The sequence below is a fragment of the Planococcus sp. APC 3900 genome, assembly GCF_030407735.1.
GTDB classification, from domain to species: domain Bacteria; phylum Bacillota; class Bacilli; order Bacillales_A; family Planococcaceae; genus Planococcus; species Planococcus notacanthi.
The window spans coordinates 42,926-59,007 of record NZ_JASDCT010000004.1; the positions used below are offsets into that span (position 1 = coordinate 42,926).

Annotated in this window: 11 protein-coding genes; 9 read left to right on the top strand and 2 right to left on the bottom strand. The window is 48.0% G+C overall.

All coding sequences use genetic code 11. The features are described 5' to 3' along the window. The first annotated feature begins 44 nt into the window (after positions 1-44). Positions 45-1,904: a bifunctional homocysteine S-methyltransferase/methylenetetrahydrofolate reductase gene (locus QMA04_RS09320; protein WP_290185336.1), complete on the top strand. Its 1,860-nt coding sequence runs from the start codon at positions 45-47 to the stop codon at positions 1,902-1,904. Further along, entirely contained in the window at positions 1,885-5,325 is a 3,441-nt protein-coding gene (gene metH, locus QMA04_RS09325) for a methionine synthase (protein WP_290185338.1), read from the top strand. Before QMA04_RS09320 ends, metH begins: the two co-directional genes overlap by 20 nt. Positions 5,326-5,595: 270 nt before the next feature. Here the strand turns inward: metH and msrB are convergent, their stop codons facing one another. Then, a complete protein-coding gene (gene msrB, locus QMA04_RS09330) occupies positions 5,596-6,726 on the bottom strand; it encodes a peptide-methionine (R)-S-oxide reductase MsrB (protein WP_290185339.1) in 1,131 nt (376 codons plus the stop codon). A gap of 295 nt (positions 6,727-7,021) precedes the next feature. Between msrB and QMA04_RS09335 the strand changes: the two genes are divergently transcribed. Then, on the top strand, positions 7,022-8,029 hold the full coding sequence (locus QMA04_RS09335; RefSeq protein ID WP_290185342.1) for an LLM class flavin-dependent oxidoreductase: 1,008 nt from the start codon (positions 7,022-7,024) through the stop codon (positions 8,027-8,029). 441 nt (positions 8,030-8,470) lie between these two features. Here QMA04_RS09335 and QMA04_RS09340 read toward each other — a convergent pair whose 3' ends face one another. After that, on the bottom strand, positions 8,471-9,499 hold the full coding sequence (locus QMA04_RS09340) for an NADP-dependent oxidoreductase (protein WP_191716401.1): 1,029 nt from the start codon (positions 9,497-9,499) through the stop codon (positions 8,471-8,473). A gap of 182 nt (positions 9,500-9,681) precedes the next feature. Here QMA04_RS09340 and QMA04_RS09345 point away from each other — a divergent pair, with 182 nt between their 5' ends. The 6 genes from QMA04_RS09345 (at position 9,682) to QMA04_RS09370 (ending at position 16,044) form a co-directional block, all read left to right on the top strand. Beyond that, positions 9,682-10,806 carry an NADH-dependent flavin oxidoreductase gene (locus tag QMA04_RS09345; RefSeq protein WP_290185343.1) on the top strand — a complete coding sequence of 375 codons (1,125 nt, stop codon included), beginning with the start codon at positions 9,682-9,684 and terminating at the stop codon, positions 10,804-10,806. 240 nt (positions 10,807-11,046) lie between these two features. After that, entirely contained in the window at positions 11,047-12,003 is a 957-nt protein-coding gene (locus QMA04_RS09350; RefSeq protein WP_290185345.1) for a sugar kinase, read from the top strand. Between the two features lie 17 nt (positions 12,004-12,020). Then, the gene (locus QMA04_RS09355; RefSeq protein ID WP_290185347.1) at positions 12,021-12,644 is read left to right on the top strand and encodes a bifunctional 2-keto-4-hydroxyglutarate aldolase/2-keto-3-deoxy-6-phosphogluconate aldolase; all 624 of its coding nucleotides are present in this window, start codon (positions 12,021-12,023) and stop codon (positions 12,642-12,644) included. A gap of 14 nt (positions 12,645-12,658) precedes the next feature. After that, positions 12,659-13,735 carry a mannonate dehydratase gene (gene uxuA / locus QMA04_RS09360; protein WP_290185349.1) on the top strand — a complete coding sequence of 359 codons (1,077 nt, stop codon included), beginning with the start codon at positions 12,659-12,661 and terminating at the stop codon, positions 13,733-13,735. Beyond that, on the top strand, positions 13,732-14,568 hold the full coding sequence (locus QMA04_RS09365) for an SDR family oxidoreductase (RefSeq protein WP_290185351.1): 837 nt from the start codon (positions 13,732-13,734) through the stop codon (positions 14,566-14,568). Before uxuA ends, QMA04_RS09365 begins: the two co-directional genes overlap by 4 nt. 138 nt (positions 14,569-14,706) lie before the next feature. Continuing rightward, complete coding sequence (locus QMA04_RS09370; protein ID WP_290185352.1) at positions 14,707-16,044, top strand: gluconate:H+ symporter; 1,338 nt, start codon at positions 14,707-14,709, stop codon at positions 16,042-16,044. Positions 16,045-16,082: the final 38 nt, after the last annotated feature.

Sequence of the window (16,082 nt, forward strand, 5' to 3'; positions counted from 1 at the left end):
TTTTTCATGAAGGCTTTTTTTGTATATATAGGAGGTTGAGAAGAGTGGGATTATTAGACGAATTAAAGACCAGGATTTTGACGGCGGATGGTGCCATGGGAACATTGCTGTATTCATACGGCATCGAGTATTGCAATGAGGAATTGAATCTGCAGCGCCCGGAAGTGATTGAGAAAATCCATTTGGATTACATCAAAGCCGGCGCGGATATTATCCAGACCAACACATACGGAGCGAATGCAGCGAAGCTGGCACGCTACGGTTTGGAAGAGCAAGTCGCTGGCATCAATAAAGCCGCGATCGACATCGCCAAACGTGCAGCAGCGCCGGGCGGCCAATTCGTTTTCGGAACCATCGGCGGAATCCGCGGAATCCGGAAAAGCGATGCCACCCTGCAGGAAATCATTGCGATGGTGGACCAGCAGGCAAGCCACTTGTTGGCGGGAAATCCCGACGGCCTATTGCTGGAAACCTATTACGATTTCGAAGAACTCGCAGAAACGGTCAAGCACCTGAAAGGGATGACGGATACGCCGTTGATTGCGCAAGTATCCATGCACGACCCGGGGATTCTGCAAAATGGAATGTCGCTGAACGAAGCTCTTCATCAACTGGAAAGTCTGGGAGCGGATATTGTCGGCGTCAACTGCCGTCTTGGCCCGCACCATACCATTCAGGCCTTTGAAGAAGTCACATTGCCTGAAAAAGCGTTTTTATCGGCTTACCCGAACGCCAGCCTGCTGGATGTGGAGGATGGTCGGATCGTCTATGAATCGGAAGCGGATTATTTTGGGCGTGCCGCTTTGTTATTGAGAGAAGAAGGGGTCCGTTTAATTGGAGGCTGCTGCGGCACGACGCCGAAGCACATTGAAGCGGTGAAAAAGCACCTGAACCATTTGCCGCCGATTGTCCATAAAGAAGTCACGAAAAGAAAACCGATTGTCATCCGTGAAGCGGAAGCATTGGCAGTCAAACCGCTTCATGAAAAAGCCAAAACGGAACGGACCATCATTGTGGAACTGGACACACCGCGCCATTTGGATACCACTAAATTCCTGGAAGGCTCTGCCGCTTTGAACGAGGCCGGAGTGGATGCCGTAACCATGGCGGACAATTCTTTGGCATCGCCGCGCATCAGCAATATGGCGATGGGCTCCATCCTCAAACACAAGCAAGACATTCGGGCGCTTGCCCACATTACTTGCCGTGACCGCAACCTGATCGGTCTGCAATCGCATTTGATGGGGCTCGATGCGCTCGGAATCCATGATATACTCGCCGTAACAGGAGATCCGACCAAAGTCGGCGATTTCCCGGGAGCAACCAGCGTCTATGACGTCTCGAGCATGGAATTGATCCAATTGATCAAAAAGCTCAATGAAGGGATTTCATTTTCCGGCAAGCCTTTGCGGAAAAAAGCCAACTTTTCAGTCGCTGCGGCATTCAACCCGAATGTCCGTGTGCTGGACCGGGCCGTAGCGAGACTGGAGAAAAAAATCGAAAGCGGTGCAGATTATTTCATTTCGCAGCCGGTTTACACAAAAGAGAAAATCATCGAAATCCACGAAGCGACCAAACACCTGGAAACACCGATTTTTATCGGAGTTATGCCGTTGACGAGCATCCGCAGTGCCGAATTCCTGCACAATGAAGTGCCGGGAATCAAACTGTCGGAAGATGCGCTTGAACGTATGCGTGCCTGCGGCGAAGACAAAGGCCGCGCGACGGAAGAAGGCATCCAGATTGCGAAAGAATTGATCGATACAGCAGCCGAACTGTTCCATGGCATCTACCTGATCACACCGTTTGTCCGTTACGATATGACCGTGGAATTGATCCATTACATCAGACAACTAGATCAACAGAAAGAGAGCGATCCTATACATGTCCAAACATCTTATTGAACAACAACTCGAAAAAAGAATATTGATCATCGATGGAGCTATGGGAACGATGATCCAGAATGCGGATCTTTCCCCTGAAGATTTTGGTGGTGATGAATTCGACGGCTGCAACGAATATTTGAATATTGTCCGTCCGGAGGTCATTGAAGAAATTCATGCGGCCTATCTGAAAGCGGGAGCTGATATTCTTTGCACCAATACATTCGGCGGAACGCCGATTGTGTTGGATGAGTATGGAATCGGCGATCAGGCAGCGGAAATCAACCGGCGTGGAGTGGAAATCGCCAAAAAGGCGGCTGCTGCTTTTTCGACGCCGGAATGGCCGCGTTTTGTGGCCGGCGCTATTGGACCGACGACAAAAACATTGTCGGTGACGGGCGGCGCGACATTCGATGAAATGCTGGAAAACTTTTATGTGCAAGCCAAGGCTTTGATTGAAGGCGGAGCGGATTTGATCTTGCTGGAGACGAGCCAGGACATGCTGAATGTTAAAGCGGCGACCATCGGCATCAAGCAAGCTTTTGAAGAAACCGGAATCGAATTGCCGATTATGGTGTCCGGAACCATCGAACCAATGGGCACCACACTTGCCGGACAAAGCATCGAAGCGTTTTACATCTCGATCGAACACGTCAAACCTTTGTCGGTCGGCTTGAACTGTGCAACAGGACCGGAATTCATGACGGACCATATCCGTTCACTATCGGAGTTGTCGGACGGCTATGTCAGCTGTTACCCGAACGCCGGCCTGCCCGATGAAGATGGCCATTACCATGAAACGCCGGAATCACTGGCGAAAAAATTGCGCGGCTTTGCCGATAAAGGCTGGCTGAATGTCGTAGGCGGCTGTTGTGGGACGACGCCTGCACATATCAAAGCAGTCCGTGAAGCAATGGAGGGGCTGGCACCAAGAAAGCCGGATCCGGTTGACCATGGCCACGTAGTGTCTGGGATTGAACCACTGCAATACGATGAAACCATGCGTCCGCTGTTTATCGGGGAACGCACAAATGTCATCGGTTCCCGCAAATTCAAGCGCTTGATTATCGATGGGCAGTTTGAAGAAGCTGCAGAAATCGCCCGTGCACAAGTCAAGAATGGTGCACATGTCATCGATATCTGCCTGGCGAACCCGGACCGGGACGAAGTGGAAGACATGACCAACTTCATGAAAGAAGTCGTCAAGAAAGTCAAAGTGCCATTGGTGATTGATTCCACGGATGAAGAAGTCATTGAAGTGGCGCTGAAATATTCACAAGGCAAAGCAATCATCAACTCGATCAACCTGGAAGATGGGGAAGAGCGTTTTGACGCAGTGATGCCGCTGGTGAAAAAATATGGGGCAGCAGTTGTTGTCGGAACGATCGACGAGCCGGGAATGGCCGTTACACGTGAGCGCAAACTGGAAATTGCCGAACGGTCTTATGATCTGCTGGTCAATAAATGGGGTCTGGCACCGGAAGATATCATTTTCGATCCACTGGTCTTCCCGGTCGGTACAGGAGATCAGCAATACATCGGCTCTGCAGTAGAAACCATTGAAGGCATTCGCCTGATCAAGGAAAAAATGCCGCGAGCTTTGACCATTCTTGGCGTCAGCAATGTATCTTTCGGTTTGCCGCCGGTTGGCCGTGAAGTGCTGAATGCGGTTTATCTATACCACTGTACGCAGGCTGGATTGGATTACGCCATCGTCAATACAGAGAAACTGGAGCGTTATGCATCGATTCCGAAGCAGGAAATCGATATGGCCAATGAATTGCTGTTTACGACAACTGATGAAACTTTAGCTGAATTCACCGCTTTCTACCGCGATAAGAAAAAAGAAAAGACCGAAGACGATATCCCGAAAACGGTGCCTGACCGTTTGGCTTATTACATTATCGAAGGCACAAAAGAAGGGTTGATTCCAGACTTGGAAAAAGCCCTGGAGATGTACGATGAACCGCTGGATGTTATCAATGGACCTTTGATGAAAGGAATGGCTGAAGTTGGCCGGCTGTTCAATGACAATCAATTGATTGTCGCCGAAGTGCTGCAAAGTGCCGGCGTCATGAAAGCCGCGGTTTCATTCCTTGAACAGTTCATGGAGAAGAAAGAAGACGATTCCGGAAAAGGAAAAATCGTTCTGGCTACCGTAAAAGGCGATGTCCACGACATCGGCAAAAACCTGGTCGAAATCATTTTGAGCAATAATGGCTTTAAAGTAATCGATGTCGGCATTAAAGTGTCGCCGGCGACTTTGATTGAAGTGATCCGCAAAGAAAAGCCGGACATGATCGGCTTGTCTGGCTTGCTGGTCAAGTCTGCAAAACAGATGGTCATCACCGCCCAGGATTTCAAGGAAGCGGGCATCGATGTGCCGATTCTGGTAGGCGGCGCGGCTTTGTCGAGACGCTTTACGGAAACCAAGATTTCAGCGGAATACGATGGACCGGTCATTTACGCAAAAGACGCGATGCAAGGGCTGGATCTCGCCAACCGTCTTCAAAGTGGAGCCGGAAAAGAGGAATTGCTGCTGGAATTGGATGCCCAACAGGAAAAGCGCCAAGCTTCTGAAGCAGCGCGCGCAGCCAAGCCGGCTGTTGCTGTTGCTGAAAAGCCGGTCAAGACGGTTCGTGAAGACGTACCGGTTTACGTACCGAATGATTTACGGCGCCATGTGCTGAAGGAATATTCAGTGGCGCACCTGTATCCTTACGTCAACATGCGCACCTTGATCGGCCATCATCTTGGGCTGAAAGGCTATAATGATAAAACCCTGGCAAATGGGGATCCGCGTGCGGTTCAGCTGCATGAACTGGCTACGAATTTCTTGGGCTCCGGCTTATTGAAGCCATCTGGACTTTATCAATTTTTCCCGGCTCAAAGTGACGGCGACGATGTCGTCATCTACGACCCGAAAGACGCCAAAACGGAAATCGAACGCTTTACGTTCCCGCGCCAATCGGCTCCGCCATTCCTATGCCTGGCCGATTATTTGAAATCGGTCGACAGCGGGGTAATGGATTATGTGGCCTTTATGCAAGTGACTGCAGGATTCGGTGTCCGTGACGAAGCAACACGTTTGAAAGAACAAGGCAAGTTCCTGGAAAGCCATGCACTTCAAGCAACTGCGCTGGAATTGGCAGAAGGCTTTGCCGAACGCATCCATCAGGAAATCCGCGACCAATGGGGCTTCCCCGACGCAACGGATTTCTCGATGCGCGAACGCTTTGCCGCGAAATACCAAGGACAGCGATTCTCCTTCGGCTACCCGGCTTGTCCGAACCTGGAAGACCAGGCAAAACTGTTCAACCTCATCAAACCCGAGGACATCGGCGTCCATCTGACAGAAGAATACATGATGGATCCCGAAGCTTCCGTATCGGCAATCGTTTTTGCCCATCCTGATGCAAGGTATTTTATTGTGGATCAATGAAGAAAAGCGGAAACGGCCGTGTAGCTCTGCCGGGCATAAGGCAGACCGGCAAAGTGGCGCTCTTTGCCACGGCGCTGGGTTGGCTTATGACCCAAAGAGCTGGGCGCTGTAGCTGGACAAGAAGAAAAGCGGAAGTAGCCGTGTAGCTGGACAATACGTAAACAAAATAATAAGCAGAAGCAGGAAATTAAATTTTCCTTGCTTCTGCTTTTAATTTTGTTTAAAAAAAGACACTCAGCTTGATGCTGAATGTCTTTTCGGGCAGATAGATCAATTAACTTTATCCAGCAAAAAGCCGTAGCCTTCTGCTTCCATTTCCGCTTCTGGGATAAACAGCAGGGCGGCGCTGTTCATGCAATAGCGAAGTCCACCTTTGTCTTTGGGTCCGTCATTGAAAACGTGCCCCAAGTGGCTGTCGCCGGCGCGGCTTCTGATTTCAGTCCGTTTCATGAACAGCATGCCGTCCTCGTGCTCAGTGACGACAGCTGGATCAATGGGTTTAGTGAAACTCGGCCATCCGGTTGTGGAGTCATATTTATCCGCAGAGGAGAACAAGGGCTCTCCGGTAGTGATGTCCACATAAATGCCCGGTTCGTAGAAACCATCGTATTCATTGGAGAAAGAAGGTTCGGTCGCGTCTTCCTGTGTCACTTCATATTGGATGTCCGTCAATTTCGCTTTCAATTCTTCGTCGCTTGGTTTCGGATAAAGCGCCGGATCGATCAATGACTGGGCATCTCCATCGATTTCCTGATCTTCCAACGTATCAAACTCAACGTGGCAATAACCATCCGGATTTTTTTCAAGGTAATCCTGGTGGTATTCTTCTGCCAGATAATAATGCTCAAGCGCTTCGACTTCAGTGACGATCGGGTCGTCATAGCGTTCTTTCTCTGCAGCGACTACTTTGTCGATGACAGCACGGTCGGCTTCATTTTCATAATAAATGCCGGTTCGGTATTGCTCACCACGGTCATTTCCTTGCTGGTTCAGCAGCGTCGGATCGATAATCATGAAGTAATGGCCAAGCAACTTCTCCAAGTCCACACGTTCGGGATCGTATCGGACGTGGACCGTTTCGGCATGTCCGGTATTGTCATGAATCACTTCTTCATAGCTCGGATTTTCGGTGTTGCCGTTTGCATAGCCCGAGGTGACGTCATAGACACCGAAAACCCGTGCCATATAAGCTTCGACTCCCCAGAAGCAGCCGCCGGCCAGCCAAATATCCTGCAGTTTGTCTGTGTCGAATTCGAGGTCTGTGTTTGGATTGTCCGGAAATTTGGAAGTGCTTGTATCTGCCGATTGACCGGTGGCTGCACTGCCGGAATTGAAGGCTGAACACCCGGAAAGTACCAGCAGCAATAAAATCAATAAGCCTAAAAATGAGATCTTTTTCATGAGGAAGCTCCTGCCTTTCATAATTGAGTAAGTTCACATGGATGGATAGGTTGACCGCAGGCAAGGGCAGCTTAAAGTTCATTGATGGAATGGAAATGGTGTAAACGTTTTCTTTGTTTTTCTATCTACAGTTTAATCGAATGCCTGAAAAAGAGGAACTGAAGCGGTTCGAAACAAACGGCTATTTTATGAAGTGTGTCACAAAATGGATTCATGATTTATTGCAGAGCACGTGAGTGGAGAGGAATCGGAATGGCATGCTAAGATTTAAGGACTTGCGAAGGGAGATAGACAGATGATTTCATTGAATATCCTCGATTATTCGCCGATTGACGAAGGCGGGACCGCAGCGGCTGCCCTGAAACAGACGACTGAACTCGCTCAGTTGGCCGAACGTCTCGGCTATAAGCGCTTTTGGGTGGCTGAACATCACCAGGTGGAGTCGGTTGCCGGCAGTACGCCTGAAATGCTGATGATGCATTTGGCGACGTCCACTGAGACCATCCGAATCGGTTCGGGAGGCGTTATGCTGCCGCATTACAGCGCTTATAAAGTTGCGGAGAATTTCCGGATGCTTGAAGCACTGCATCCGGGCCGCATCGATCTTGACATCGGCCGCTCCCGCAGCTACCGGATTGTCAATGAAGCTTTAAATGAAAGCAAAACGAAACGGCTGCCTTATGATCAGCAATTGACGGATTTGCAGAAATACTTTAGTGATGACATTAACAGCGAGCACCGCTTTCGATCGTTGAAGGCCATGCCGATTGTGGAGACAGCGCCTGAATTGTGGCTGCTTGGAACCGGGCAGGGCAGCGCCCGTCTTGCTGCTGAACAAGGAATGGGCTATGCGTATGCCCATTTCGCTAAGCCATCGCAGCAAGGCGTGGAGGTAGTGGACACATACCGTGAAGAATTCCAGCCATCGCCCTTTCTTCAGGAACCGAGAGTAATCATCGCTGTTTTTGCAGTCGTTGCTGAAACGCTGGAAAAAGCCGAGGAGCTGGCGACGGCTTTTGATCTATGGCTGTTGTTTGTTGAATCCGATTCACCGCCTCCTTATTACCCGTCCGTTGAGACGGCGAAAAAGCGCGGCTTCAGCGCCAGTGAACAGAAAAAAGTGGCACGCAACCGGCAGCGTATGCTGATCGGCACACCGGAACAAGTAAAAGCCCAGGTCGAATCCATTGCAGAACGCTATAAGACAGACGAAATCACCATCATTCCGAACATTTTCGGAGCGGATAACCGCATGGACACGCTGCGTTTATTGGCAGGTGCATTTAATCTCAATGGAAAATGAAACCATTTCTGCTGCTTCTGCGTATACATTAAAAAGCAGAAGAGGCGGGGATGATGGATGGCAATCAAAACGAGAAGCAAGGAGAAAAAAGATCGCTGGTGGATTTTTGATGTAATAGACTTTTTCACTAGTATCTTGGATGTGATTTTCTTTCTTCCGCGTTCAGTTTTCCGGTTCCTCAAGGAATTATAAGGAAATCTGCTCGTTGGGGAGTGGAAAATAGTTGTCCTGGAAAATGTGTATCCGCATAAACAGAAAAACCGCGTCAGCGAGTGAGCTGACGCGGCTTTTTCGTGTTCGGAAAGTATTTATGTGAGTTTGGAAAGTATTTCATTCGAAATGGAAAGTATTTGCGCCGTTTTGGAAAGTATTTCACTCCATGCGGATAGTATCGCCAATTAAATGGAAAAAAACCGCCCGAAAAGGCGGCTTTCCACAGTTTTATAGCTTTGCAAAATCAGGGTCAGCGACTTTTACCAATTGCTTGCCGAGGTTGGTGCCTTTGAAGAGTCCAAAAAATGCTTCCGGTGTGTTTTCAAAGCCTTCGACAATCGTTTCGTCGTATTTCAATTTGCCTTCCTGCAGCCATTCGGCAAGTGCCGCGGCGCCTGTCGGCAACTCTTTCGCGTAATCGCCGAGCGTGAAGCCTTTCATCATGGAGCTGGTCTTGATGAATTTCCATTGCATACGCGGACCGACGTCTTCGCCTGGCGAGTTGTAAGACGAAATTGAACCGCATAGTGAAACGCGTGCATTTCTGTTCAGCTGATTGATGACCGCGTCAGATACGTCGCCGCCGACGTTATCGAAGTAAACATCGACGCCATCCGGAAGCGCGTTGATCAAGTCTTCTTCGAAGCTGTCTTTCTTGTAGTTGACGGCTGCGTCAAAGCCGAGCTCATTGACCAAGTAATCGACTTTGTCATCAGATCCCGCGATGCCTACTGCACGTGCGCCTTTGATTTTAGCGATTTGTCCGACAATCGAACCGACTGCACCGGCCGCGCCTGAAACGACAACCGTTTCGCCAGCCTGTGGTTTGCCGATGTCCAGCAAGCCGAAGTAAGCTGTAAGGCCGGTCAATCCAAGAACGCTGAGGCGTGCCGTAATCGGTGCTTGAGATGGATCGACTTTTTGCAATTTCTCTGGAGCTGCTACATTGTATTCAGCCCAGCTAAGGTTACTGTTGACGATGTCGCCTTTTTTAAATAAATCCGAATTGGACTCGACCACTTCGGCAAGAACGCCGCCGACCAATACTTTATTTAATTCGAATGGTGCGATATACGATTTTACGTCTCGCATCCGGCCGCGCATATAAGGGTCTACTGATAAGTAAAGTGTTTTCAAGAGGACTTCGTTTTCGCCCGGTGCCGGAACGTTTTTTTCGACAAATTTAAAATCATCGTTGGTCGGCATGCCTTCAGGGCGATTCACCAAATGAATTTCTTTATGAGTTTGTGCTGTCATGGAAAATTCCTCCTAATTTACGAATTCGTTGAAAAGCGTAACATTCGAACTGGGGCTGGTCAAAAATAATGTACCAGAAAAAGGGGCCGAGCGTGTATTCTTGATTCCTGAAAATCCGTATGCTATTTTGAAATACCGAAGCCTTTCGGAAGAGAACCTATATGCAGAAAAGAGGACGTTTCATGAATCCACTATATACAGAATTATTTAAAGAAATTACATTGCCGAACGGCGTCGTACTGGACGACCGCTTAGGTGTTGCCCCGATGACGACGTATTCCGGAAATGAAGACGGCACCGTCTCCGATCAGGAACTAACCTATTATAACCGCCGCGCTGGACTGGGAAGCCTGTACATATCTGCGTGCATCGCCGTTTCAGAAAACGGCATCGCGTTTCCGAACCAGTTTATCGGTTTTGAAGACAATGCAATTCCGCGTTTAACTCAAATGGCTAAAGAAATGAAATCAAAAGGCAGCAAAGCGATTCTGCAAATTCAGCATGGCGGACGACAAGGGCAGGCTGAGCTGATCAAGACGAATGAAACGGTTGCGCCAAGTTCAGTGCCGAATGCATCAGGCAAGCCGGCACCACGTGAATTGACAGAAGCGGAAATCGAAGCGATCATCGTTGATTTTGGTGAAACGACTAGAAGAGCGATTGAAGCGGGCTTTGACGGCGTAGAAATCCATGGTGCCAATACTTACTTGCTTCAGCAATTCATTTCTACGGCTACAAACCTGCGCCAGGATCAATGGGGAGGCAGTTTGGAAAACCGCATGAAGTTCCCGTTGGCTGTATTGAAAAAAGTCAAAGACATTGTCGCTGAATATGCAGATGAACAGTTTATCGTCGGTTACCGATTGTCTCCGGAAGAAAACAATGAAACGACAGTTGGCTATACTATAGAAGAAACAAAAATTTTGGTGGAAGAATTGATTCAAGGCGGCATCCATTATCTTCATGTATCGCTGATGGAATTCAAGAAAAAACCAAGAGGCGCTGAACAAGGCGACAGCATTGTCCGTATCCTCGCGAACCACATCAATGGCCGCATTGCTTTTGTCGCAGTCGGAAGTGTGAAAACACCTGAAGATGCATTGACGGCATTGGAAGAAGGGGCGGATATCGTCGTGATCGGCCGCCAAGCACTGATCGATCCGGAATGGACCGAAAAAGTGAAGCAAGGCAAAGAACAGGAAATCCATCCGGTCATCACACAAAAAATGGTCGGCACCTTGGATATCCCGCAAAATATGTGGCACCTCATCACATCGTACGGCATGGTCAAAGTAGCAGATAATTGATGCAATAACTCTGAACGCCCAACTCTGGTTGGGCGTCTTTTATTGGTAAGGAAAATAAAATGAAGACCCATTTTGTGGAATACTAGACGTTAAAATTAACTACTTTTTCTGACTTGGTTGATTTTGAAAGCACTTTCATTTAAACTATTACTAAACCGGTTTAGTAAACCGATTTAGTAATAGTTTAATTATTGATAATGAAAATATAAAACTGCTTATATATTGGAAGGAGCAACCAATTTGTCTGATATCTATAGTGTTTTTACGCTGGGCGATGCATTAATCACCTTCAATCCGTCAGAAACGGGCCCATTACGCTACGTTCCGAATTTCACAAGAAAAGTCGGAGGAGCAGAATTGAATTTTGCAATCGGATGCGCACGCTTAGGTTTGCATTCCAAATGGGCTAGCCGCCTTGGCGGCGATGAATTCGGCCGTGTCATTTATAACTTTGCGCGTGGCGAAGGCGTGGACATGGCAGATGTGGAGTTTGTAGAAGGGTATCCGACTTCATTGAACTTTAAGGAAATCCGGGAAGACGGCTCAGGCAAAACCTTCTACTACCGCTACCAGTCTCCGATTTTGACAATGGAACCGAATGACATTGCAGAGGCGATGTTTGAAGGCATCGATATCATTCATCTGACGGGTGTATTTCTGGCGATCGACCCGAAAAACCTGGCGATTGCCAAACGGGTTCTTGAAATTGCTGAACAGTTGGATATCCGTGTTTCATTTGATCCAAACATCCGCTTAAAACTTTGGACCATCGAACAGGCGAAAGCCGCGTATATGGAAATTTTGCCTTCAGTGGATATTTTGTTGACAGGACTGGATGAAATTGAATTGATTATCGGAGATGCTTCTAGAGGAGCGCTGGAACAATGCGCAGCAGACTTTTCCATCAGTCAAATGGTCATCAAAGACGGCGGCAATGGTGCACGTGTCTTTATGGATGGTAAGTGGCACGAAAAAGAAGCGTTCCGTGTCACCCCAATCGATACGGTAGGAGCAGGTGACGGTTTTGATGCCGGATATATTTACTCGGTGCTGCACGGTTACTCTCCTGAAGAGTCACTGGAATTCGCCAATGGCGTCGGTGCGTTGGTGACAACTGTCTCAGGAGATAATGAAGGGTTGCCTTATCTGAAGGAAGTGCAGTCATTGATCCGCAAAGAAACCGTAATTGAACGTTAACCTGAAGGAGGAAATTAATGATGTTAAAACATGATATTCTATCCCAATTGTCTGAAACGAAAGTGGTGGCGGTTATCCGCAGCAATAGCGCAGAAGAAGCGGTTGAATTATCGAAAGCAGCGGTACAAGGCGGTATCCGCGCAATTGAGCTGACGTATACAACGCCGCATGTGCAGCGGGTATTTGAAGCGCTGGAAAATGAAGATGTCCTGCTCGGCGCAGGTTCCGTACTGGACCCGGAAACAGCACGCCATGCCATTTTGGCTGGTGCGAAGTTTATTGTCAGCCCGTCTTTTAGTGAGGACATTGCGCCGATATGCAATCGCTACGGCATTCCTTACCTGCCAGGTTGTATGACAATCCGTGAAATGGTTAAAGCATTGGAATCAGGAAGCGACATCATCAAATTGTTTCCGGCAAATAATTTCGATCCTTCATTTATCAAATCAGTCAACGGACCGTTGCCGCATGTGCGCATTATGCCGACTGGCGGCGTCAATTTGGAAAACATTCAAGATTGGCTGGCAGCCGGCGCAGTAGCCGTAGGGATTGCCAGCGATTTGAATAAAGCTTATGCAGCAGACGGTTTTGATGGAGCAGTGGAACTGAGCCGAAAATACTTGCAGAAAACTGCAGAGTAGAAGGAGTGATGACGATGAATATGACATTTCGTTGGTACGGACAAGGCAATGACACGGTAACACTTGAACACATCAAACAAATTCCGGGCGTTAAAGGAATCGTCTGGGCACTTCATGACAAACCAGCCGGTGAAATTTGGGGAAAAGAAGAAATCCAAAAAGAAGTGGCCTATATTGAATCACACGGTTTTCATGCGGACGTCGTTGAAAGCGTCAATGTTCACGAATCCATTAAACTTGGTAACGCAGAACGCGATCAATACATCGAAAATTATAAGGAATCCATTCGCAACCTGGCGGAAGTGGGCGTCAAAGTCATCTGCTATAATTTCATGCCGATCTTCGACTGGACACGGACCGAAATGTTCCATCCATTGGATGACGGGTCGACAGCTTTGTTCTTTGAAAAATCAAAAGTAGAACAGATGGACCCACAGGAATTGATCCGTACGGTCAGCGAAGCTTCGGATTTGACGCTTCCTGGTTGGGAGCCGGAAAAACTTGAACGCATCACTGAATTGTTTGAGGCTTATAAAGAAGTGGACGAAGCAAAATTGTGGAGTAACTTGGAATTCTTTCTGAAAGAAATCCTGCCGGTTGCTGAAGAAGCAGGCATCAGCATGGCCATTCACCCCGATGATCCGCCATACTCGATTTTCGGATTGCCGCGCATCATCACTGGGGAAGAAAGCTACGAAAAACTTATCGAGATTTCCGATTCGCCGTCCAACGCATTTACTATGTGCACCGGCTCGATGGGGGCAAGCCCGCAGAATGATATGGTTCAAGTGGCTAAAAAATATGCCAGCCGTTCGCCATTCGCGCATATCCGCAACGTCAAAATTTACGACAATGGCGATTTCACAGAAACGTCCCATTACACACAAGATGGTTCGATTGATGTAAAAGGCGTCGTCAAGGAATTGCATGCACAAGACTACAGAGGTTACATACGGCCGGATCATGGCCGCCATATCTGGGGTGAAGTATGCAGACCGGGTTACGGTTTGTATGACCGTGCACTCGGCATCATGTATTTGCTTGGATTATGGGATGCTTATGAAGCAGCTGGAAAAGAAGGTGCAGAATGATTCCAATTCATGAAAACCTGAAAGGCCGTGTAGCGGTAATCACTGGAGGCAGCGGAGTCCTTTGTTCAGAAATGGCGAAAGAACTGGCGCGTCAAGGAATGAAAGTAGCCATTCTTAATCGTACTGCCGAAAAAGGCAAAAGCATCGCAATTGCTATCAAAGAAGCAGGCGGGGAAGCCCTTGCGCTTCCAGCGGATGTATTGGACCGGGCTTCATTGGAACTAGCGAAACAGCAGATTCTTGAAAAATTCGGGCGCATTGATTTGCTGGTCAACGGTGCGGGCGGCAATCACCCAGATGCTATCACGGGACCTGAAAGTTATACAGAAGAATCGGTTGGGCAATCATTCTTCGATTTGGATGCAGCCGGCTTTTCTTCTGTATTCTCATTGAATTTCACTGGTACATTCTTGGCGTGTCAGGTGTTCGGCAAGGAATTGCTGAAAAGCGAAGCACCGGCCATCATTAATTTATCTTCGATGAGCTCATATGCACCGCTGACAAAAATTCCAGCTTACAGTGCGGCAAAAGCATCGATTAACAACTTCACGCAATGGATGGCCGTTCATTTTGCTGAAACTGGTTTGCGTGTCAACTCGATTGCGCCCGGCTTTTTCCTGACAACACAGAACCGCGATTTGTTGATGGACAAAGACGGCAATCCGACGGCCCGCACGAAAAAAATACTGGAAGCGACACCGATGAATAAATTTGGTGAGCCGGAAAACCTGCTCGGAGCCTTATTGTTCTTGGCGGATGAATCCTATTCTTCTTTCGTCACTGGAACTACGATGGCAGTAGATGGTGGTTTCATGGCTTATTCCGGTGTATAAAAATATGCCCGTGCATTTTCCGCGCGGGTCTCTTCTAAAGTTCGTTGAAAGCGATTGCAAATTTTGGAAAAATAAATCAACCATCTACCAGAGTCGATGCGGCATAAGAGTTGGATAGGTTTTAACGGAGGAAAGAATATGGAATGGATTATAGAATCGCTGCCGATTATTTGGGTGGCACTGGGCGTAGCCTTGTTATTGTTCTTGAATATGAAAGTGAAATTAAACAGTTTCCTGTCTTTATTGATTGTAGCGATCATCGTCGGGATTCTGAATGGCTTAAGCCTGAACGATGTAGTCGAATCTGTTAAAGCCGGTTTCGGAAGCACGCTTGGAAGCCTCGCGTTGATTATTGGATTAGGTGCTGTACTCGGTAAGCTGATGGTCGACTCTGGAGCTGCGCAACAAGTTGCTTCAACTTTGTTAAGAAAGTTCGGTGTTAAAAATATTGAATGGGCAATCATCATCGTCGGTGGGATTTTCGGAATCTCTGTTTTCTACGAAGTGGCTTTCATCATTTTGGCGCCTTTGGTCATCAGTATTGCTATTGAAGCAAAAGTTTCCTACATGCGCCTTGGAATAACAATGGTTGCAGCGGCGACTTTGGCACATAGTCTGTTTCCGCCACAACCTGGGCCAACTGCGTTGGTTGCAGCATACGGCGCGGATATGGGAATGGTCTATATATTGGGGGTCGTGGTCTTTATTCCAGCCGTCATTGCTGCGGGGATTATCCTGCCTCGTCTGCTCGGCAATATGGAAAAACCGGTACCGCCTCTTTTAAAAAAGCCGAAAGAATTTAAAGAAGATGAAATGCCAGGATTCGCAATTAGCATCCTTGTACCACTGTTGCCGGCAATCATCATCACCAGTACAACCGTTTTCAATATTTTCGTTGAAGAAGGGACGACGTTCCACGAAATCATCAACTTCTTCGGTACAGCTGAAATCAGCATGCTGCTGGCTGTTTTGGTTGCTATTTATGTCTTCGGACTGCGTCGTGGCAAGAAAATGCACGAAGTCATGGATTCATTCGGCAGCGCCATCCAAAGTATTTCGATGATTATTTTGATTGTTGGTGCAGGTGGTGCCTTTAAACAAATCATCCTGGATTCCGGCGTCGGCGATTATATCGCTGTACTGATGCAGAACACCAGCGTCTCACCGCTGATCATGGCGTGGGTCATTACTGCCATGCTTAGAATCGCAACGGGTACGGGCGTCGTTTCCGCCATCACAGCAGCAGGAATCGTGGGGCCATTGATCCCGACATTCGACGTCAACCCTGTGCTGATGGTACTGGCGACTGCAGCGGGCAGCAACACGATTACACATGTCAATGATGCGTCATTCTGGTTGTTCAAAGAGTACTTCAACTTATCCATCAAAGAAACATTCCAAACATGGGGGCTTTTGCTGTTGACGACATCTGTTGTCGGTCTTGGCGTTGTTCTTCTGTTGAGTTTGTTCATGTAAGGAATCGAAAAAAGTGCAGCATCCAGATTTTTGGGATG

Excerpts from the sequence above, each read along its gene's own strand:
- metH (WP_290185338.1), top strand. The coding sequence starts at position 1,885 with ATGTCCAAACATCTTATTGAACAACAACTCGAAAAAAGAATATTGATC.
- msrB (WP_290185339.1), bottom strand. The coding sequence starts at position 6,726 with ATGAAAAAGATCTCATTTTTAGGCTTATTGATTTTATTGCTGCTGGTA.
- QMA04_RS09335 (WP_290185342.1), top strand. The coding sequence starts at position 7,022 with ATGATTTCATTGAATATCCTCGATTATTCGCCGATTGACGAAGGCGGG.
- QMA04_RS09340 (WP_191716401.1), bottom strand. The coding sequence starts at position 9,499 with ATGACAGCACAAACTCATAAAGAAATTCATTTGGTGAATCGCCCTGAA.
- QMA04_RS09345 (WP_290185343.1), top strand. The coding sequence starts at position 9,682 with ATGAATCCACTATATACAGAATTATTTAAAGAAATTACATTGCCGAAC.
- QMA04_RS09355 (WP_290185347.1), top strand. The coding sequence starts at position 12,021 with ATGATGTTAAAACATGATATTCTATCCCAATTGTCTGAAACGAAAGTG.
- uxuA (WP_290185349.1), top strand. The coding sequence starts at position 12,659 with ATGAATATGACATTTCGTTGGTACGGACAAGGCAATGACACGGTAACA.
- QMA04_RS09365 (WP_290185351.1), top strand. The coding sequence starts at position 13,732 with ATGATTCCAATTCATGAAAACCTGAAAGGCCGTGTAGCGGTAATCACT.
- QMA04_RS09370 (WP_290185352.1), top strand. The coding sequence starts at position 14,707 with ATGGAATGGATTATAGAATCGCTGCCGATTATTTGGGTGGCACTGGGC.